The organism is Martelella radicis, assembly GCF_014196625.1.
GTDB lineage: Bacteria > Pseudomonadota > Alphaproteobacteria > Rhizobiales > Rhizobiaceae > Martelella > Martelella radicis.
The window spans coordinates 161,442-180,969 of record NZ_JACIDZ010000001.1 but is presented as its reverse complement, the minus strand read 5'-3'; the positions used below and the strand labels follow the sequence as shown (position 1 = coordinate 180,969).

The following is a 19,528-nucleotide window of genomic DNA, read 5'->3' as shown; positions in this document are numbered from 1 at the left end:
GCAATTCTTTTCTCGAAAGCTTACACAGCACCCGAATTTGCGCAATATAGCAATTTGCACTTTTTTGTATCTTTTGCATTGACGAACTTCGAAGCTTCGTCATACGCTTTCGATTGTAGGGGAACACCGGCAGAAAGCCGGGACCAACTGGAGAACAATTATGCATCAGACCAGAAAGGCACTGCCGCGCGCAGTGCGCCTTGCGCTTGCCGCATCCTCGCTTGCCATGATCACGGCCGGCGCGGCCTCCGCCGATACGGTGCGGGTCACCATCCCGGAATACTCGTCGAAGACCATGCCGTATTTCCAGCAGGCTGCCGACGCGTTCATGGCGGAAAATCCCGACACCGAAATCGAACTCGAAATGGTGCCCTGGGCCAGCCTGCAGCAGAAGCTGGTGACCGACATCTCCGGCGGCGTGAACGCAGACCTCGCCGTCATCGGCACGCGCTGGATACTCGATTATGCCGAGCAGGAAGTGATCGAACCGCTTGATGACTATATGGATGACGCGTTCAAGGGACGCTTCTTCGAGACTTTTCTGACGCCGTCGGTCGTCGACGGCACGACCTTCGGCCTGCCGATCGCTGCCTCGGCGCGCGCCATGTTCTACAACAAGGACCTGCTCGAAGAGGCCGGTTATTCCGAACCGCCGGCCACCTGGGACGAGATGATCGAAGCCTCCAAGGCGATCAAGGCGCTCGGCAAGGATGGCGTCTTTGCCTATGGCCTGCAGGGCAAGAGCACGGAAACGGACGTCTATTTCTACTACCCGATGTGGAGCTATGGCGGCACGATCCTGACCGAAGACGGCATGTCCGGCGTCAACACCGAAGCCGGCGCCAAGGCCATGGACATCTACATGACCCTCATTGACGAGGGCCTCACCCAGCCGGGCGTCACCGACTATCAGCGCGCCGATATCGAAAACCTGTTCAAGCAGGGCAAGCTCGGCATGGTCATCACCGGCCCGTTCCTGTCCAACCAGATCAAGGAACAGGCGCCGGACCTGAACTACGGCCTTGCCAAGGTACCCGCCGGCACGACTTCTGCCACCTACGGCGTGACCGACTCGATCGTGATGTTCGAAAACTCCGATGTGAAGGATGAGGCCTGGGCCTTCCTCGATTTCCTCTTCACCACCGACCAGCGCGTCAAGTTCGACGAGGCCGAGGGCTTCCTGCCGGTCAACAAGGAAGAGGCGGCGATGCCGATGTTCGCCGATAATGAAGACCTGAAGGTGTTCACCGACCTGCTCGCCGGCGCTCACTTCGCGCCCCTCGTCGCAGGCTGGGAAGAAATCGCCGACAGCACGATCACCGATCTGCAGGCAACCTATCTCGGCCAGATGGAACCGGAGGCGGCGCTTGCCGACATCGAAACCCGGGTCAACGACATCCTCGAGTAAGGCAGAAACCCGCAATGCCAGGTTCTTCACAACACTCCGCCCCCAATCCGGACAGGGTGAATGGCGCTGGCATTGCGGCCACCGCCGAATATGAAGCCGGGCCGTTTTCGGCCTGGCAGAAAAAGATGGTGCCGGTGCTTTTCATCCTGCCCGGCCTCATCCTCTCCGCTTTCATCATCATCTATCCGGTCTGGGAACTGATCCAGACGTCGCTGCGCAAGGTCACCCGCTTCGGCAAGGTGACGAAGCTCAATGATTTCGCCAATTTCGAGGCCGTTTTTTCCGACAATCTGTTCCAGGAAGCAGCCATCCGCTCCGTCTGGTGGACGCTTCTCGTCGTCGGCGGAACGCTGATCTGCGCTGCCGGCATCGCGCTGATCCTGAATGAAAAATTCCACGGCCGCGCCATTGCCCGCGTCATCATCATGCTGCCCTGGTCGGTATCGCTGTCGCTGCTGACGGTCGTCTGGCGCTGGGCGCTTAATGGCGAGACCGGCTACCTCAATCACCTTCTGGAACAACTCGGTGTCATCGACGGCCCCGTCGTCTGGCTTGCCAGCGGCTCGACCGCCTTCACGGTCATGATCCTGATCGGCATCATCGTCTCGATCCCGTTCACGACGACGATCTTCCTCGGCGGCCTCTCCTCGCTTCCCGGCGATCTCTACGAGGCAGCGCGCATGGAAGGCGCTTCGCACTGGCATTGTTTCAAGACCATCACCGTGCCGATGATGCAGCCCTATGTGAACATCGCGATTGTTCTGAACGTGATCTACGTCTTCAACTCCTTCCCGATCATCTGGATCCTGACGGAAGGCGGGCCGGCGAACTCTACCGACATTCTGGTGACCTATCTCTACAAGATCGCCTTCAAATACGGAAAGCTCGGCGAAGCCTCCGTCGTCTCGCTCTTGATGTTCGTTTTCCTTCTGGCCTTTGCCGCGCTTTACCTGCGGCTCGTTTCAAAGGATGAGGCCAATGCCTGACAGACGACGCTCGCTGATCTACTGGATCGTTCTTTCGCCGCTGCTGCTGATCAATCTCTTTCCCTTCGCGGTGATGATTTCCACGGCGCTGACGCCGGCCGACGAGGTTCTCTCCGGCGACACGCAATGGATCCCCAGCCGCTTCGCCTGGGAAAACTTCGTCGACATGTGGCAGACGGTCGATTTCGGCACGGCCTTGATGAACTCGCTGGTTGTCGGCGTACTGACCACCGTTTTGACGATCCTCGTCTCGGTTCCGGCCGCCTATGCCATGGTTCGGCTTGATTTCAAGGGCAAGACGGCGTTCCAGACCTTCCTGCTGATCACCCAGATGTTCTCGCCGGTCGTGCTGGTGATCGGGCTTTTCCGGCTGGTCGTCGGCATCGGCGCGCTCGATTCGCTGGTCGCGCTGTCGGTACTTTACTGCTGCTTCCACATCGCCTTTGCCGTGTGGATGCTGCGCTCCTACTTCGCCTCCATCCCTGCGGAACTGGAACACGCCGCCTGGCTTGAGGGCGCATCCGCCCTCCACGCCATCCGAACCGTTTTCGTGCCCATGGCGGCGCCTGCGGTGGCTGTCACGGCGATCTTCACCTTCATCGGCGCCTGGAACGAATATGCGCTGGCGCTCGCCATCCTGCGCTCTTCTGAACACTACACCCTGCCGCTCAAGATCGCCGCTCTCTCGTCTGGCCGCTACCAGGTCGAATGGCATCATGTGATGGCGGCCACTTTCGTTGCCACCATTCCCGTCGCCATCGTCTTCATGTGGCTGCAGCGCCATATGATCACCGGCCTGTCCGGCGGCGCGGTGAAGGGCTGAAAGACAACAGACAAAGGAAAACACACCATGTCCAAGATCGAACATTTTCATGCGCCCGAGACCTCGCCGAGCGCTGCTCCCTTGAGCCCTGCCGTCCGTGCCGGCGATTTCGTCTTCGTTTCCGGTCAGGTGCCAGTCATGGACGACGGCTCGGTGGCCGCCCATGATATCGAGGCGCAGACAACGCAGGTGATGAAGAACATCGAAAAGGCGCTGAAGCTTGCCGGTTGTGAAATGGCGGACGTCTGCAAGACCACCGCATGGCTGCATGATGCCCGCGACTTCGGCCGCTTCAACAAGGCCTATTCGGCCTTCTTCACGCCGGGAAAATTCCCCGCGCGCACGACAAGCGAAGCAAAGCTGATGATCAATATTCTCGTCGAGATCGAGGCCGTCGCCTACAAGCCTTTGTAACTTCCGCGCACCACGAACGAACAAGAATGATCCGCCGCGGGCAATTGGCGGACACGATATGGAGTCCTTTGAAATGACAGAACCCGCAGCGCCTGCCGCCTATGACCTCGTCCTGAAGGGCGGGCGCGTGATTGATGAGAGAAACGGTCTGGATGGCGTCTTCGACGTTGCCGTCAGAGATGGAAAGATCGCCGAAGTCGCAGCCGATCTTCCCGTCGCCGGCGCAAAATCCGTACACGATGTCAAAGGCAAGATCGTTGCCCCCGGCCTCATCGATCTCCACACCCATGTCTACCACAAGGCAACCTCGCTCAGCGTCGATCCCAACATGATCGCCCGGCGCTCGGCGATAACGACGCTGGTCGATGCGGGCAGCGCGGGCGCGGGCAATTATGACGGGTTCCGCGACTATGTCATGGCCAACTCCCCCTATCGCATCGTGGCTTTCCTCAACATCTCATTTCCCGGCATTTTCGGCTTCGACAAGGGGTTGTTCATCGGCGAAGCGACGCTGCGCGAAATGCTGCCCGTGGATCGCTGCGTGGCCAAGATCGAAGAAAACCGCGACAAGATCATCGGCGTGAAGGTGCGCATTGGCGGCCCCGCGACCGGCGAACTGGCGCTTGGCGCGCTGGAACTGGCGCTGGAAGCCGCCGACAAGGTCGGCCTGCCGCTGATGACCCATATCGGCGGCCCGCCGCCAAGCTATGCCGATGTTGTCTCGATGTTGAGACCCGGTGATATCCTCACCCATTGCTACCGCCCCTCGCCCAATTCGGCGCTGACGGAAGACGGCGAGATCCTTCCCGAGATCACGGCTGCGAGGAAGCGCGGCGTGTTGTTCGACATCGCCCACGGTATGGGCGCCTTTTCCTACGAAACGGCGGAACCAGCGATCCGCCAGGATTTTCTGCCCGACATCATCTCTTCCGACGTGCATGTCGTCGCCGTGGAAGGCCCCGGCTACGATCTCCTGCATGTGATGAGCAAGCTCTACAATTGCGGACTGTCGCTGCCAGACGTGATCGGTATGTCGACCAGCCGCCCTGCCCTTTCGATCCGCCGTCCCGATCTCGGCCATCTCGGCGTCGGCGCGCCGGCCGATATCTCTGTACTCGATGATTGCGAGGCCGATTTCATTTTCTCGGACGTGCGCGGCGAGGAACGGCCGGGCAATCGCATGCTCCAGCCCGTAGCCTGCTATCTCGGCGGCAAGGCGATGGAGGTGGGACGGCGGCCTTTCGAGGAACCGTTCCTCACCCGTTGTGCCTGCTGCTGAGGGCGCGGCCGGATGAGCATGATCGAGATCTGCGTCGAAGGGTTTGAGGAAGCACTGGCCGCCGAGGCCGCAGGCGCTGAACGTGTGGAGCTCTGCGCCGCGCTTTCGGAAGGCGGGATCACGCCGAGCATCGCCCAGATCCGCCTGGCCAAGGCGCGATGCGCCATTCCTGTCTTCGTCATCATCCGCCCGCGCGGCGGCGATTTCCTCTATACCGACGGCGAATTTGACGCGATCCTTGAGGATATCGCAGCAGCGAAGGCCGCCGGAGCCGACGGCGTCGTCATCGGCTTTCTCACCGAGGAGGGCTGCATCGATATCGCGCGTACAAGGGAGGCTGTGGCAACCGCCCGGCCCATGGGCGTCACCTGCCATCGCGCCTTCGACATGACCCGCGATCCGGACGAGGCCATCGACGATCTGATCGCCTGCGGCGTCGACCGCGTTCTGTCGTCCGGCCAGCGCGCCAGCGCGCGGGACGGGATCGATATCCTGAAAGGAATGATCAAACGCGCAGACGGCCGCATCATCGTCATGGTTTGCGGCGATCCGGACCCGACGCTGTTGTTTGACGGCCCGGTTGACCCGAAGGCCGTCGACTTTCATTTCGGTGCGACCGGTTACGGCGAAAGCCCGATGCGTTTCAGAAATCCCCATGTCTTCATGGGCAAGGGCGATGACCAGCGCGAATACATCCGTCGTGTGCTGGACGGCGCGGCCATCGCCGAACGGGCGGAACGGCTTCGACGGCTTGTCATCTCCTGACCCGCAAGCGGGAACAGATGCACCGCCTCCGCAGTTGATCGGGCATCAGTCCAATCAGGCGGAGTTACAGACATGACAAACAAGGTGGCACTCGTGACAGGGGCGGGTTCCGGCATCGGCCGCGCTTCGGCGATCGCGCTGGCACGCCACGGCATGGTCGTCGGCGTCCTCGGTCACACGCCAGAGGAAAACCAGGAAACCGTCGACGCGATTACGGCGGAAGGCGGTACCGCGCTCGCGCTTTCGGCTGACATAACCAGCGCCGAAGAGATCGATGCAGCGCTCGACAAACTGGTTTGCAACTATGGCCGCCTCGACGCCGTCGTCGCCAATGCCGGCATCAACGGCGTCTGGGCCCCGGTCGACGAGCTTGAGCCGGATGATTTCGACAAGACGATCGCCGTCAACCTGCGCGGCACGTTCCTGACCATAAGGGCAAGCGTTCCGCATCTGAGGAAGGCCGGCGGCGGCTCCATCACCATCATCTCCTCGATCAACGGCACGCGCAAATTCGTCTCCCCCGGCGCCACCGCCTATTCGGCGACCAAGGCGGCGCAGCTTGCCATGATGCAACAGCTTGCGCCCGAGCTCGGCCAGGCGAAAATCCGCATCAATGCCATCTGCCCCGGCGCGATCGATACCGAGATCGGCGACAATACTGAGATCCGCAACGCCGAAAAGAGCGGGATCGACGCCGAAACGCACATCCCCCTGACGGGCGACAGCGCTGGCTCTGCCGAAGAGATCGCCGACGTCGTGTCGTTCCTTGCTTCAGACAAGGCCCGCCACGTCACGGGCACGCCGATCTTCGTCGATGGCGGGCAGAGCCTGGTGACCTGAACGGGTCAGTGAACGCGGTAACGCATGACAGGATCGGCATCGGCCCGGGGGCGCGGAAGCGTCGCGCGCCGTGCCGATTCCCGGCGCCTCAAGACGTTCAGGCATTCGCAATCTTTGAGTGTGATCGCAAGAACCGGACACGAGAGACCGGCAGCGTCGCGTTTGATCCAATCCATCAAGCGCCGCGACCAGAGGCGCACTTATTGCGCTTGCAGGCCGACTTGAAAGCCTGCCTTCAAAACGCCGTATATCTGGAGAAAAAGCGGCTCCGGCGGATCGAAAAAGACAAGAGCTGACCGGAAGCATCCCACTTTCGTCAGCCCGATACCGCCGGCACAGGACTGTTCGCCCGGGTTCTTCCAACCCGTCGATCAGTCGACGAACGAAAGGAGACCCCGACAATGACCGTCGTACCCGAACCAGCCGACAAACAACAGCCGATATCAACCCCGGGACCGGTTTCCTGGGAACACAAGGACACGCTCTGGAGCATCAGCCTTTTCGGAACGGCGGTGGGCGCAGGCATCTTGTTCCTGCCGATCAGCGCCGGGCAATCGGGCTTCTGGCCATTGCTGGCCGTGACGATCCTGATCGGACCGATGGTCTACCTCTCGCATCGCGCCCTTGCCCGGTTTGTCCTTTCATCGCGCGTCGAGACGTCCGACATTACGGATGTGGTCGACGAACACTTCGGCCTGATTGCCGGCAACCTGATAACGGTGCTCTACTTCTTCGCAATCTATCCGATCGTGCTGATCTATGGCGTCGGCATCACCAATACGGTTGACAGTTTCATCGTCAACCAGATGCATCTTCAGCCCCCGCCCCGCTGGCTTCTGTCCCTGTCGCTCATCCTGTTGATGATGAGCGTGATGATGGCCGGCGAAAATATCATGCTCAAGGTCACGGAATTCCTCGTCTATCCGCTGATCCTCATTTTGTTCGGCCTTTCCGTCTACCTCATTCCGCGGTGGAATTTTGGCGCGCTTTTTGAAGTTCCGTCCGCGAAGGATTTTATCGTCACGATCTGGCTTACGCTTCCGGTACTGGTTTTTTCATTCAATCACAGCCCGGCGATATCCAGTTTTGCGCAGCTGCAGCGGCGCGACCATGGCGCGAATGCCGTCAGGAAGAGCGACGCCATTCTCGGCGTAACGGCATCCATGCTTCTGGTGTTCGTGATGTTCTTTGTCTTCTCATGCATCATGTGCCTGACGCCGGAACAGTTTGCCGAGGCGAAGAGCCAGAACATTTCCGTCCTCTCCTTCTTCGCGAACGAGTTCGACAATCCGGTCATTTCGTTTCTGGGACCGGTGGTGGCTTTCGCGGCGATCGTGAGTTCGTTTTTCGGCCACTATCTCGGCGCGAGAGAAGGCATGCGCGGCATCATTAACCAGCAGGCCCGCAACATGGGGTTCGAGACGAATCCGAAGGCGCTCAATGTTTTCATTGTTTTGTTCTTCATCCTGAGCGTCTGGATCGTCGCGATCTTCAATCTTTCCATTCTCGGACTTATCGAGGCGCTCATCGGACCGCTTATCGCGGCGATCCTGTTCCTGCTGCCCATGTATGCCATCCACAAGGTTCCGGCCATGGCGAAGTATAAGGGCCACATCAGCAATATCTTCGTCACGGCCACCGGCATTGCCGCCGTATCCGCGATCTTTTTCCAGATCCTCCGATAGGCAGGACCTTCGGCCGAAAGGCCAGGGATAGCGCCGGGCCGCAACAGGCCAGAAAGAAAGACGCCCGCCCTCCGGAAAACCGGAAGGCGGGCGCTCGATGAACGCTTCGGCGCTTGCAGATCAGGCATAACTGCGTGGAGTGGCCACCGCTTTCGCTGCAGGAGCGCGCTGAACCGGCTGCATCAGACCCGCTTCCAGCATGGCGGCGATGAACGCCTCACGGGAGACTTCCAGCCTGCCGTTGTGCCCGGCGGCTTCCGCGCAAAGGCCGGAAGCGCTGCGGTAATGACGGCCTTCCTTCTGCGGGCAATGATCGCGCAGGAAATCCGCTGCGTCCTCCGGACCTTCAATCGTCACGGCTTCGCCGTCCGCCGTCAGCACGTGAACGGGGATGCTCCAGAATGTGGCAAGCTTCGACATCTTGTTTTCCTCGTCTTGTTGTTGCGCCACTGTCGGCCCTGGCCGGCAGGTATCACTCAAAAACCGGAGAGCCGGCATTTTGTTCCTGCAATTTTCTCAATAAAAACCAATAGAGTGGCGGCATGACGGCAGGAATTTGCGGCATCCGGGGCCGGTTGCCCCCACCGCCGCCAAGGCCGGTTCCTTGTCGAGGGCATCGCGCCACTCTATCTTTCCCGTCAGAACGCGGGAACGCAGGTTTCCCATCCCTTCATTCTCACTGCGGGAGCCGAGCAATGCCGACACTGGATGAACTGATCGACCGGATGACCCTTGAGGAACAGGTCTCGCTGCTGTCCGGCGAGGATTTCTGGTCGCTGCCGGCAATCGAGAGGCTCGGCATCGGAAAATTCCGCGTCACCGACGGTCCGAACGGCGCACGCGGCGGCGGCTCGCTGATCGGCGGCGTCAAGTCGGCGGCCTTTCCCGTCGGCATCGCCATTGGCGCCACATGGAACCCGGCGCTGGTGGGCGAAATCGGCGCGGCGCTGGCCGACGAAGTCAAGTCCAAGGGCGCGCATGTGCTGCTCGGCCCGACCATCAACATCCAGCGCACCGTCACCAACGGCCGCAATTTCGAGTGCTATTCGGAAGACCCGGTGCTGACGGCCGAACTCGCCTCCGCCTATGTCAAAGGACTGCAGCAAAAGGGCATTTCCGCCGTTGCCAAGCATTTCGCCGGCAATGAATCCGAGATCGCCCGCACCTCGAATTCCTCCGTCATCGACGAGCGTTCGCTCCGGGAGGTCTATCTCCTGCCCTTCGAGCGCGCGGTGAAGGATGCGGATCTCTGGGGCATCATGACGGCCTATAACAAGGTCAACGGCACCTTTGCCTCCGAGCATGAATGGCTGATCACCGACGTTCTGAGGGGCGACTGGGGCTTTGACGGCGTCGTGATGTCCGACTGGTTCGGCTCGCACTCGACGGTCGAAACCGTCAATGCCGGGCTTGACCTCGAAATGCCCGGCCCGACGCGTGACCGGGGTGACAAGCTGATCGAGGCGGTCAAGGCCGGCAAGGTCTCGCATGAAACGATCCGGGACCGTGTCCGCGCGATCCTGACGGTGATGGAGCGCACCGGCGCGCTCGGCAGTGCCGCGCCCTTCGCCGAACGGGCTGATGACCGACCGGAGCACCGCGCCCTGATCCGCAAGGCAGGCGCGGAGGCGGCCGTTCTCCTGAAGAATGAGGACGTATTGCCGCTTTCGGGCAAGGAGACCATCGCCGTTATCGGCCCCAATGCCAGGACCGCGCAGATCATGGGCGGCGGCAGCGCCCAGTTGAACCCGCATTACCGCGTCAGTCCCTATGACGGTCTTGCCACAGCCCTTGGCGCGGAAAACCTGACCTATGCCGAGGGATGCACCAATTTCCGCTTCCAGCCGCTGCTGAAGACCCCGCTTGAGGTTTCCTATTTCGACAATGACGCGCTCTCGGGCGAACCGGTGTTCACCGCCACCGAGTATGAAGCGGAGCTGATCTGGATCGGCAATGTCGCTGAAGGCAAGGTCGCGCCGGATCATTTCTCCGCGCGGCTTGTCGGGGAATATATTCCCAGGGAGACGGCGACCCATCAGGTCGGGCTCGTCTCGGCCGGCCTTTCCAGGCTCTATGTGAACGGCGAACTGGTGGCCGATGCCTGGACCAACTGGACGCACGGCCGGACCTATTTCGAGGAGGGCTGCGACGAGGTTGTCGGAAGCGTCGACCTTGTCGCCGGAGAACCCGCCGAGATCGTCGTCGAATACGCCACCCGCCCGGCTTCCGCACTTGGCCTGTCCGCCATCCGCGTCGGCATTTCCGTGCCGCTCGGCGAAGAGGCGATCGAAGAGGCTGCGGCCCTTGCGGCAAAGGCCGATGTCGCGCTGGTCTTTGCCGGGCGCAGCGGCGAATGGGATACGGAAGGCAGCGATCTCGAATCGATCACGCTGCCCGGCCGTCAGGATGCGCTGATTGCCGCGATTGCCCGCGCCAACCCGAAGACCATCGTCGTGCTGCAGACCGGCGGACCGGTGGAGATGCCCTGGCTTGATGATGTGGCGGGGCTGATCTCGGCCTGGTATCCCGGCCAGGAAGCGGGCAATGCGATTGCCGACGTGCTTCTCGGCAAGGCTGAGCCCGGCGGGCGCCTCGCCCAGACCTTTCCGGCGAAATGGTCGGACAACCCGGCCCACAGCCAGGATCCGCGCGTCTATCCCGGCAAGGACGGCGAGGTGGAATATCGCGAGGGCGTCTTCATCGGCTACCGCCATTATGACCGCCACGGGATTGCGCCGCTTTTCCCCTTCGGCTTCGGCCTCAGCTATACGACATTCAGTCTTGGCGAACCGGTGGTCGAGGCAGAGAATTTCGAAGCAGAGGCATCCGCAACAATCAGCCTGACGGTCGAGAACACTGGCGAACGACGCGGCTCCACGGTGGTGCAGCTTTACGTCTGTCCGAAGGACAGTAGCGGGCAGCGTCCGCGGAAGGAATTGAAGGCGTTCGCCAAGGTGGATCTTGCCCCAGGCGAGAGCGGCACTGTGCGTCTTGCGCTTTCGCCGCGCGATTTCGCGCATTTCGACGTGGAAGCGAAGGCGTGGCGCATTGCGGCGGGCGAATACGACCTCAGCGTCGGCGAGAGTTCGGCAAGTCTGAAGACAATCGCCACGCTTGTGAAGGAAACCGAAGGCGCGCCGATGCCGCTTTGACTTCCTCCGGTCGCGCTCTTACCGGCGCGGCGCGGCGGTTGACTGGCGCACGATCAGTTCGGTTGGCAGCGTGATCCGGTTGCTCGGCGCGTCAAGCCCGCCGATGCGCGCCAGAAGCGTGTTCATCGCCGAACGGCCGATCTGGCGCAGCGGCTGGCGGATGGTGGTCAGCGGCGGATGCATCTGCTGGGCAATGGCGATGTCGTCGAAGCCGATCAGCGACATGTCCTCCGGGATCGAAAGCCCCTTCTCTCTCATTGCCTGGCTGGCGCCGAGCGCGCTGATATCGTTGGCGGCGAAGATCGCGGTCGGCCGATCCTTCAGGGCCAGAAGCCGCTTGGCCGCGTCAAAGCCGCTCTTCTGCAGGAAATCGCCGTCGACAACGAGCTGCGGGTCCCGATCAAGGTCGAACTGGGCGACGGCGTCGCGATAGCCCGTCAGACGTTCGCGCGCGGAGCGCAGGCGATTGTCGCCGGAGATGAAGCCGATGCGCCGGTGACCGAGATCGGCGAGATGGCGCACGGCAAGCCGCGCGCCCTGATAGCTGTCGCCGTCGACCGAGGGGAACGGCGGATCGTCGTAAAGCGTGTCGATCGTCACCACCGGAAGGGCTTCGCTGGCGATCTGTTCCAGGTAACTCGCCTCATAGGGCAGGATGGCGATGATGCCGCCGGCGATCTGCTGCAACAGGCTCGCCACGCTGCTCGGCGCGGTGCTGTCGCGGTCGGGCAGCGAATAGACGAGCGCCTCGTAGCCGGCGCTTTTCGCCGCGCCGCTGATGCCGAGCACGATGTCGCTGGTAAAGGGCGCGTGGAGTTCGGCCATCACTCCGATGATTCGCGAGCGGCCGTTGGAAAGCTTCTGGGCGAAGGGGTTGACCGAATAGCCCATCTCGTCGGCGATACGCAGGATATCCTCGCGCGTTTCGGCCGAAACGCCCGGCTGGTTGTTGAGCGCGCGCGAGGCCGTCATCCGCGAGACGCCCGCGACTTTCGCGATCTCGGCCAGCGTTGCCGCTCGTTTCTTCACAGCCACAATATCCCCCACCGGCGCAGCCTCGCCGGCATTGCGCGCCCGGCACCGCCTGAAGATACCAGAACGATCAATGCCTTACCCCTTTCCTGCCTGCCCTCGCGGCTGAAGCGTCGGGCAAATATTTCGACTAGCACAGTTTCGTCACAATAGCGACATGCGCGCGAAACCCGCGCACCCCGGCCTGAAATCCGGGCACGCGCGCGCTGGTTCCGCAGGGCAAAACCGTCAGATGTTTACGGATAACGAAACCCGATTGACACCCCGTACCGTTACCGGTAACGTACCTCATGTCGTAAGGTTTACCACTGTCTTGCATGGGAGGATACAATGCAATTCAAACCATCCCGAACTTTCACGCGTCTTCTGGGTTCCGCCGCCGTCGCCGCCCTCGTGCCGCTCGCTGCCCAGGCGCAGGACACCAAGACGATCACCTCCTGGGACCTGCGTTCCGACACGGCGACCGCCGGCATCGTCCGTGACGCGATGGATCGGTTCGAGGAAGCCAATCCCGGCTATGTCGTTGAGGATTCGCACTTCGCCAATGACGCCTACAAGACCAAGCTGAAGATCGCTTTCGGCGCCAACGAGCCGCCCTGCGTCTTCGCTTCCTGGGGCGGCGGCCCGCTGAAGGAATATGTCGATTCCGACCAGGTGGTCGACCTCACGCCCTATCTCGACGCCAATCCGGAATTCAAGGACCGCTTCGTGCCGGCAAGCTTCGGCCCGGTGACCTTCAACGACAAGATCTACGGCCTGCCGGCTGAAAACACCGCCGTCGCCGTGATCTTCTACAACACGGAAATCTTCGACGAACTGGATCTCACGCCGCCCGAAACCTGGGACGAGCTGATGAACGTCATCACCGTTCTCAACGAAAACAACATCGCGCCCTTCGCGCTCGCCAACAAGAACAAGTGGCCAGGGTCCATGTATTTCGTCCTGCTCGCCGACCGCATCGGCGGCCCGGAAGCCTTCCGCAAGGCTGCCGCCCGCGAGGAAGGCGGCTCGTTCGAGGATCCGGTCTTCATCGAAGCCGGCGAACGCCTTCAGGAGCTCGTCGAAGCTGACGCCTTTGCCCGCGGTTATAACGGCCTCGATTATGACGTTGGCGGTTCGCGTCGCCTGCTCTACGCAGATCGCGCCGCCATGGAGCTGATGGGCAGTTGGGAAATGGCCTCGATCCGCAACGAGAACCCTGCATTCGCTGAAAAGGTCGACTTCTTCACCTTCCCGTCCGTTCCGGACGGCAAGGGCGATCCCTCCAACGTCATCGGCACGCTCGGCGACAATTATGTCAGCATCTCCGCCGCCTGCCCCGAGAAGGACAAGGCCTTCGAGCTTCTGACCTATCTCACCAATGACGATGCGGCTGCCGCCCGTCTCGCCGACCAGCGCGTCATGCCGCTGAAGGGCATCACCACGGACGATCCCTTCCTGAACAAGGTTCTGGATGTCGTTGGCGAAGCCGGCAGCGTCCAGCTCTGGTACGACCAGGAACTGCCGCCCGCCCTTGGCGAAGTCCACAAGGACACGGTCCAGCAGCTCTTCGGCATGTCGATCACGCCGGAAGAGGCAGCCGCCGAAATGGAACAGGCCGCCCAGGCCGAAGCCCAGCAGTAGGACGTTCAACCCCAAACCTCCCGAGGCGTCCGTGATCCGCACGCGCCCCGTATCGGCCGCCGCCCTGACCGGCGGCGGCCGTCATGCCGCTTGTGAGGTTTTCCGGCAAGCCGGAAAACGCGGCAGAGAAAGGAAACATCATGTCCACGGCGATAACGCGGACGGCTGCCGACCGGCAAAGGCAGCGCAAGAAATGGGTCATGGCCCAGAAGGCGGCGCCCTTCGTGTTCATGGCGCCGGCGGTCATCTTTCTGGCCGTCTACCTGCTCTACCCGCTGGTCTCCAGCTTCCGGCTGTCCTTCGTCAACTGGAACGGCCTTGGCGACACGGCAGAGTTCGTCGGCCTCGACAACTGGGTCCGGCTGATGCACGACAGCGTGTTCTGGCACTCGGCCTGGAACAACATCCTGCTGGCGCTGTTCTCGATCATCATCCAGCTTCCGATCGCGCTGGTTCTGGCCGTCGTTCTCGATGAGGCGAGCAAGGGATCGCGGATCCTCAAGATCCTCTATTTCATTCCGCTTCTGATGTCCTCTGTGGCACTCGGCGTCCTGTTCAAGAACATCTACGATCCGAATTTCGGGCCGATCAATTCCATCCTCGACGCCATGGGGCTTTATGGCTGGGCCCATGACTGGCTCGGCGACCCGCGCTATGCGCTGGGCTCCGTCATCGCCGTCGTGCTGTGGCAGAACATCCCCTTCTACATGGTGCTGTTCCTGGCCGGCCTCGCCTCCTTCCCGCGCGAAATCACCGAAGCGGCAAGGCTTGATGGCGCATCGCAGACGACCATCTTCTGGCGGCTGAAACTGCCGCATCTTCAGGGCACGTTCCGCACCGCCGTGCTGCTCGCGACCATCGGCTCTATGCGCTATTTCGACCTCATCTACGTCATGACCGAGGGCGGGCCGGAAAACGCCTCCCAGGTGATGGCAAGCTACATGTACAAGCAGGTCTTCGCCTCCTTCGAGCTCGGTTACGGCACCACGGTCGCCGCCGCCATGTTCATCATCATCACCGTGATTGCGGCAGTCGCCTTCCGCCTGTCCAAACGGTTCGAGACGGAGGTCTGATCCGATGAAAAAGAAACAAGGCTTCAAGGTCGGACGCGTCGCCATTCCGGTGCTCGGCACCTTCTGGCTCGCCGTCACCACGCTCCCCTTCATCTTCGTCGCCTTCATGAGCCTGAAGACGCAGCAGGAGACCTTCGCCAATCCGGTCTGGGCGCTGCCGGAAAGCTTCAACCTTTCCAACTATATCGAGGTTCTGGAAGGTTCCTTCCTGATCTACCTCAGGAACAGCCTGTTCGTGATCACGACCTCGGTCGTCATCATCCTCCTCTTCTCCTCGATGGCCGCTTACGCGCTGGCGCGGCTGAAGTTCAAATTCTCCGACAGCCTGTTCGCGCTGATCGTCGCCGGGATGATCGTGCCGCTGCATGTGACCCTCGTGCCGGTCTATCTGATGACGCGCTCCATGGGGCTCTATGACACGCCCGCCGGCCTGATCGGCCCCTATGTGGCGATCAGCCTGCCGATCTCGGTGTTCATCCTGACGGAGTTCATGCGCCAGGTGCCGAAGGAACTCGAGGAAGCCGCCATGCTCGATGGCTGCGGCCCGTTCAAGATCTACTGGAAGATCTTCCTGCCGCTCGCCGGACCCGGCCTTTCCACCGTCGCCATCTATAACGGCATCATGCTGTGGAACGAATTCGTCTTCGCTTATGTGCTGACGTCGTCAGCCGACAGGCGCACCCTGCCGCTCGCTGTCTGGGACTTTCAGGGCCAGTACGCATCGAATGTCCCCGCCATCATGGCCGTCGTCACCCTTTCCGCCCTGCCCTTGATCATCGTCTACGCCATCGGCCAGGAAAAGATCGTCAACGGCATGATGGCCGGCTCGCTCAAGGGCTGATGGAACCGGAGTAACAACAATGACACAGATCCTTCTCGAAAACGTCGAAAAGCGCTTCGGTAAGCTCACCGTCCTGCACGACATCAACCTCAACATCGAAGACGGCCAGTTCTGCGTCTTCCTCGGCCCTTCGGGCTGCGGCAAGTCCACGCTTTTGAGGATGATCGCCGGCATCGAGGAAACCACCGAGGGCGACCTGACGATCGGCGGCGAAATCATGAACGACGTGCCGCCGGCCGAACGGCGCGTGGCCATGGTGTTCCAGAACTACGCGCTCTATCCGCATATGAGCGTTTATGAGAACATGGCCTTCGGCCTGAAGCAGGCAAAGACGCCAAAGGCCGACATCGAAAAGCGCGTCAACGAAGCCGCGCGCATGCTGCAGATCGAACCGCTGCTCGACCGCAAGCCGAAGCAGCTTTCCGGCGGCCAGCGTCAGCGCGTCGCCATCGGCCGCGCCATCGTTCGCCAGCCCGCCGTCTTCCTGTTTGACGAACCGCTGTCGAACCTCGATGCGGCGCTGCGCGTGCACATGCGTTCCGAGATCGCCAATCTCCACCGCGACTATCCGGAAGCCAGCATGATCTACGTGACCCACGACCAGACGGAGGCCATGGCGCTTGCCGACAAGATCGTGCTGCTGCGCGCAGGCCCGGACGTGACCAAGAAAGGCAGCATCGCCCAGATCGGCGCGCCGCTGGAACTCTACCACCGCCCGGCAAACCTGTTTGCCGCCGGTTTCCTCGGCTCGCCCTCGATGAACTTCTTCACGGTGACGCTCGAGAGCGCGAATGCCGAAGGCGCTGTGGTGAAACTTCAGTCCGGCGAGCTGCTGCAGGTCCCGGTTTCGACCGATGGTCTTTCGAACGGCGCCGAACTGACGCTTGGCCTCCGCCCGGAGCACATGCATCCGGTCGATGATGAAACGCGCGAACAGGTGATCCGCCGCAAGGTGCGCGCCGTGGAGAATTTCGGCGAATACAGCCACCTCTACCTCAACGAAAGCACGGAAAAGCCGATGATCGCCAAGGTCGCCGAGGATGTGTTGAAGGTGCCGGAAAAGCCGATGGCCTTCTTCGTCAAGCCTGCGGCCTGCCACCTATTCGATGCCGATGGCGAGGCGCTCGCCTATCTGCCGAGCGTGCCCGGCCCGCATGAGCTCTCCGAGACCGACGCGGTCTGAACACGAAATACGGAAATGGCAAAATGACCAACGAACAGAAAAACCCCGTCTACAAGGACGCTTCCAAGCCGGTCGAGGCTCGTGTTTCAGACCTTCTCGACCGCATGACGATCGAGGAAAAGATCGGCCAGCTTCACGCCGTCTGGCTGTTCCTCGAGGAAGACGGCAATCACCGGACCCGCTCGGACCAGTTCACCGGATCGACCGATCCCGAAACTCTGAAGAGCATGCTGTCATCCGGCCTCGGGCAGGTCACCCGCCCGCTCGGCACCCGCAGCATCGATGCGGCGGAAGGCGTGCGGGCGCTGAACGCGCTGCAGAAATTCATGGTCGAGGAGACCCGGCTCGGCATTCCGGTCATGTCGCATGAGGAATGCCTGTCCGGCCTGATGATCAAGGGCGCGACGCTGTTTCCCTCCTCGCTTTCCTTCGGCGCGACCTTCAATCCGGATCTCATCGAAAAGGTCGGCGCTGCCATCGGCCAGGAATCGCGCGCCATCGGCTGCCATCAGGGCCTCGCCCCGGTTCTCGATGTGGCCCGCGATGCCCGCTGGGGCCGCACGGAAGAAAGCATTGGCGAGGATCCGTACCTCACCGGCGTCATCGCCTCGGCCTATGTGAAGGGCTTGCAGGGCGAGGATCGCGGCGTGCTGGCGACGCTGAAACATTATGCGGGCCATTCCGCCAGCGAAGGCGGGCGCAACCATGCGCCGGTGCACATGGGCTGGCGCGAACTGAACGACATGTTCATGCTGCCGTTTGAAATGGCGGTGAAGCTCGCCAATGCCGGTTCGGTCATGCCGGCCTATCACGATATCGACGGCGAGCCGGTCCATGCCTCGCATCACCTGATGACCAAGGTTCTACGCGATGACTGGGGCTTTGACGGCCTGATCGTGGCCGACTATGTCGGCGTCAGCCTGCTCTACCAGCACCACGGCATTGCCGAGAACCGGGCGGAAGCTGCTGCGCTTTCCTTCAATGCCGGCCTCGATATCGAGCTTCCGGGTGATGATTGCGCCAAGGACCTGAAGGAAGCGCTCGCGCGCGGACTGATCACCGAGGCGAAGATCGACGAGATCGTCGCCCGCATCCTGAAGGAAAAGTTCCGTCTCGGCCTGTTCGAGAAGCCCTATGCCGACGATGGCAAGATCGTGCTTCAGCGTCAGGACTATATCGACGTCGCCCGGCAGACGGCGGAAGAATCCGTCACCATTCTCGACAATAACGGCATCCTGCCGCTTCCCGCCGGCAAGAAGGTCGCCGTCATCGGCCCGACGGCGGATGATCCGCTGGCGCTGCTCGGCGACTATGCCTTCCCGGTTCACCTGATCCACAACGAGGCGCAGGAAGAGGTCGAAAGCGTCGTCACGCCGCTGGCGGGTCTTAGGGCAAAGCTTGGCGCGGAAAACGTCATCTATGCCCGTGGCTGCAATATTCTCGACGAGCGCAAGGCCGGTGCGCCGGTCTTCCCCGGCGATGTGGACGACAGTACCTCGCTGGAACAGGCCTCTTCGCTTTCCACCCGGCTGGACATGATCCCGAGCGCGGTGGAAGCGGCGAACAGCGCCGATGTCGCCATTGTCTGCGTCGGCGACCTCTCCGGCATCTTCCAGACCGGCACGGTCGGCGAAGGATCGGACGCCGATACGCTGGAACTGCCCGGCGTGCAACAAAAGCTGCTCGATGCCGTGATCGAGACCGGCAAGCCGGTGATCGTCGTCGTCTCGTCCGGCCGTCCCTATAATCTGGGCGGTGCGGAAGACAGGATCGCGGCACAGGTAATGACCTTCTTCTCCGGCCAGGAAGGCGGCACGGCGCTGGCGAGCGTGCTGACCGGCGCGGTGGAACCCTCCGGTCGCCTGACGCTGTCGATCCCGCACAATGTCGGCGCGGCGCCCTATTTCTACAATCACAGCTTCAAGAGTTCCGGCACGCCGATCGCCCGCCACTTCGGCAGCCGCTATCCCTTCGGCCACGGCCTCTCCTACACCACGTTCGACTATTCCGACGTGGCGCTCGAGAGCGAGGCTGTCGATATCGAAACGGGCACCGTCCGGCTTTCCTTCACGGTGAAGAACACCGGCGATCGCGACGGCATTGCCGTGCCGCAGCTCTATGTCCGTGACGAAATCGCCACGCTGGTGCGTCCAGTCAAGGAGCTGAAGGCCTTCGGCAAGGTTGCCCTGAAGCCCGGGACAAGCGCCCGCGTCGCCTTCGAAGTGCCGACCGACATGCTGAACTTCACCGGCTATGAGGGCTATCGCGTCGTCGAGCCCGGCTTCTTCACCCTGATGGTCGGCGCATCCAGCGGCGACATCAAGCTGAAGGCCCGCGTCGAAGTGACCGGCGAACGCCGCAAGCTTCCCGCCGACTGGCGCATGCTGAGCAGCTTCGCCGCCGAGAAGGCCTGAACACGACTAC

General features: G+C 61.7%; 16 protein-coding genes. 14 read left to right on the top strand and 2 right to left on the bottom strand.

Annotation, left to right across the window (positions count from 1 at the left end; translation table 11 throughout):
- The first annotated feature begins 160 nt into the window (after window positions 1-160).
- The 8 genes from GGR30_RS00840 to GGR30_RS00805 all read left to right on the top strand — a co-directional run bounded on the left by GGR30_RS00840 (window position 161) and on the right by GGR30_RS00805 (window position 8,200).
- Window positions 161-1,408 (top strand): extracellular solute-binding protein, encoded by a 1,248-nt coding sequence (locus GGR30_RS00840; RefSeq protein ID WP_183481233.1) that lies wholly within the window; start codon window positions 161-163, stop codon window positions 1,406-1,408.
- Window positions 1,409-1,533: 125 nt separating this feature from the next.
- The gene (locus GGR30_RS00835; protein ID WP_183482608.1) at window positions 1,534-2,394 is read left to right on the top strand and encodes a carbohydrate ABC transporter permease; all 861 of its coding nucleotides are present in this window, start codon (window positions 1,534-1,536) and stop codon (window positions 2,392-2,394) included.
- On the top strand, window positions 2,387-3,217 hold the full coding sequence (locus tag GGR30_RS00830) for a carbohydrate ABC transporter permease (RefSeq protein WP_183481231.1): 831 nt from the start codon (window positions 2,387-2,389) through the stop codon (window positions 3,215-3,217). Before GGR30_RS00835 ends, GGR30_RS00830 begins: the two co-directional genes overlap by 8 nt.
- Window positions 3,218-3,244: 27 nt before the next feature.
- The gene (locus tag GGR30_RS00825) at window positions 3,245-3,631 is read left to right on the top strand and encodes a RidA family protein (RefSeq protein ID WP_183481229.1); all 387 of its coding nucleotides are present in this window, start codon (window positions 3,245-3,247) and stop codon (window positions 3,629-3,631) included.
- 73 nt (window positions 3,632-3,704) lie between these two features.
- The gene (locus tag GGR30_RS00820; RefSeq protein ID WP_183481226.1) at window positions 3,705-4,910 is read left to right on the top strand and encodes an amidohydrolase/deacetylase family metallohydrolase; all 1,206 of its coding nucleotides are present in this window, start codon (window positions 3,705-3,707) and stop codon (window positions 4,908-4,910) included.
- Window positions 4,911-4,922: 12 nt separating this feature from the next.
- Window positions 4,923-5,675: a copper homeostasis protein CutC gene (locus GGR30_RS00815; protein ID WP_183481223.1), complete on the top strand. Its 753-nt coding sequence runs from the start codon at window positions 4,923-4,925 to the stop codon at window positions 5,673-5,675.
- 72 nt (window positions 5,676-5,747) lie between these two features.
- Window positions 5,748-6,515: an SDR family oxidoreductase gene (locus GGR30_RS00810; RefSeq protein WP_183481220.1), complete on the top strand. Its 768-nt coding sequence runs from the start codon at window positions 5,748-5,750 to the stop codon at window positions 6,513-6,515.
- Window positions 6,516-6,916: 401 nt separating this feature from the next.
- Window positions 6,917-8,200: an aromatic amino acid transport family protein gene (locus GGR30_RS00805; RefSeq protein WP_183481217.1), complete on the top strand. Its 1,284-nt coding sequence runs from the start codon at window positions 6,917-6,919 to the stop codon at window positions 8,198-8,200.
- Window positions 8,201-8,320: 120 nt separating this feature from the next.
- Here GGR30_RS00805 and GGR30_RS00800 read toward each other — a convergent pair whose 3' ends face one another.
- Entirely contained in the window at window positions 8,321-8,620 is a 300-nt protein-coding gene (locus GGR30_RS00800; RefSeq protein WP_183481215.1) for a DUF982 domain-containing protein, read from the bottom strand.
- A 275-nt stretch (window positions 8,621-8,895) separates the two neighbouring features.
- Here GGR30_RS00800 and GGR30_RS00795 point away from each other — a divergent pair, with 275 nt between their 5' ends.
- Window positions 8,896-11,352 (top strand): beta-glucosidase, encoded by a 2,457-nt coding sequence (locus GGR30_RS00795; protein ID WP_183481212.1) that lies wholly within the window; start codon window positions 8,896-8,898, stop codon window positions 11,350-11,352.
- A gap of 18 nt (window positions 11,353-11,370) precedes the next feature.
- Here GGR30_RS00795 and GGR30_RS00790 read toward each other — a convergent pair whose 3' ends face one another.
- Window positions 11,371-12,381 carry a substrate-binding domain-containing protein gene (locus tag GGR30_RS00790; protein ID WP_183481209.1) on the bottom strand — a complete coding sequence of 337 codons (1,011 nt, stop codon included), beginning with the start codon at window positions 12,379-12,381 and terminating at the stop codon, window positions 11,371-11,373.
- Between the two features lie 333 nt (window positions 12,382-12,714).
- Between GGR30_RS00790 and GGR30_RS00785 the strand changes: the two genes are divergently transcribed.
- The 5 genes from GGR30_RS00785 (at window position 12,715) to GGR30_RS00765 (ending at window position 19,518) form a co-directional block, all read left to right on the top strand.
- Complete coding sequence (locus GGR30_RS00785) at window positions 12,715-14,007, top strand: extracellular solute-binding protein (protein WP_183481207.1); 1,293 nt, start codon at window positions 12,715-12,717, stop codon at window positions 14,005-14,007.
- A gap of 140 nt (window positions 14,008-14,147) precedes the next feature.
- Entirely contained in the window at window positions 14,148-15,080 is a 933-nt protein-coding gene (locus GGR30_RS00780) for a carbohydrate ABC transporter permease (protein ID WP_183481205.1), read from the top strand.
- Between the two features lie 4 nt (window positions 15,081-15,084).
- A complete protein-coding gene (locus GGR30_RS00775; RefSeq protein WP_183481203.1) occupies window positions 15,085-15,921 on the top strand; it encodes a carbohydrate ABC transporter permease in 837 nt (278 codons plus the stop codon).
- 19 nt (window positions 15,922-15,940) lie between these two features.
- Window positions 15,941-17,104, top strand: a complete 1,164-nt coding sequence (locus GGR30_RS00770; protein ID WP_183481201.1) for an ABC transporter ATP-binding protein — start codon at window positions 15,941-15,943, stop codon at window positions 17,102-17,104.
- Between the two features lie 23 nt (window positions 17,105-17,127).
- Window positions 17,128-19,518, top strand: coding sequence for a glycoside hydrolase family 3 N-terminal domain-containing protein (locus tag GGR30_RS00765; protein ID WP_183481199.1), 2,391 nt, complete (start codon window positions 17,128-17,130; stop codon window positions 19,516-19,518).
- Window positions 19,519-19,528: the final 10 nt, after the last annotated feature.

Excerpts from the sequence above, each read along its gene's own strand:
- GGR30_RS00770 (WP_183481201.1), top strand. The coding sequence starts at position 15,941 with ATGACACAGATCCTTCTCGAAAACGTCGAAAAGCGCTTCGGTAAGCTC.
- GGR30_RS00765 (WP_183481199.1), top strand. The coding sequence starts at position 17,128 with ATGACCAACGAACAGAAAAACCCCGTCTACAAGGACGCTTCCAAGCCG.
- GGR30_RS00825 (WP_183481229.1), top strand. The coding sequence starts at position 3,245 with ATGTCCAAGATCGAACATTTTCATGCGCCCGAGACCTCGCCGAGCGCT.
- GGR30_RS00775 (WP_183481203.1), top strand. The coding sequence starts at position 15,085 with ATGAAAAAGAAACAAGGCTTCAAGGTCGGACGCGTCGCCATTCCGGTG.
- GGR30_RS00805 (WP_183481217.1), top strand. The coding sequence starts at position 6,917 with ATGACCGTCGTACCCGAACCAGCCGACAAACAACAGCCGATATCAACC.
- GGR30_RS00830 (WP_183481231.1), top strand. The coding sequence starts at position 2,387 with ATGCCTGACAGACGACGCTCGCTGATCTACTGGATCGTTCTTTCGCCG.
- GGR30_RS00840 (WP_183481233.1), top strand. The coding sequence starts at position 161 with ATGCATCAGACCAGAAAGGCACTGCCGCGCGCAGTGCGCCTTGCGCTT.
- GGR30_RS00780 (WP_183481205.1), top strand. The coding sequence starts at position 14,148 with ATGTCCACGGCGATAACGCGGACGGCTGCCGACCGGCAAAGGCAGCGC.
- GGR30_RS00815 (WP_183481223.1), top strand. The coding sequence starts at position 4,923 with ATGAGCATGATCGAGATCTGCGTCGAAGGGTTTGAGGAAGCACTGGCC.
- GGR30_RS00800 (WP_183481215.1), bottom strand. The coding sequence starts at position 8,620 with ATGTCGAAGCTTGCCACATTCTGGAGCATCCCCGTTCACGTGCTGACG.
- GGR30_RS00810 (WP_183481220.1), top strand. The coding sequence starts at position 5,748 with ATGACAAACAAGGTGGCACTCGTGACAGGGGCGGGTTCCGGCATCGGC.
- GGR30_RS00820 (WP_183481226.1), top strand. The coding sequence starts at position 3,705 with ATGACAGAACCCGCAGCGCCTGCCGCCTATGACCTCGTCCTGAAGGGC.
- GGR30_RS00785 (WP_183481207.1), top strand. The coding sequence starts at position 12,715 with ATGCAATTCAAACCATCCCGAACTTTCACGCGTCTTCTGGGTTCCGCC.
- GGR30_RS00795 (WP_183481212.1), top strand. The coding sequence starts at position 8,896 with ATGCCGACACTGGATGAACTGATCGACCGGATGACCCTTGAGGAACAG.
- GGR30_RS00835 (WP_183482608.1), top strand. The coding sequence starts at position 1,534 with ATGGTGCCGGTGCTTTTCATCCTGCCCGGCCTCATCCTCTCCGCTTTC.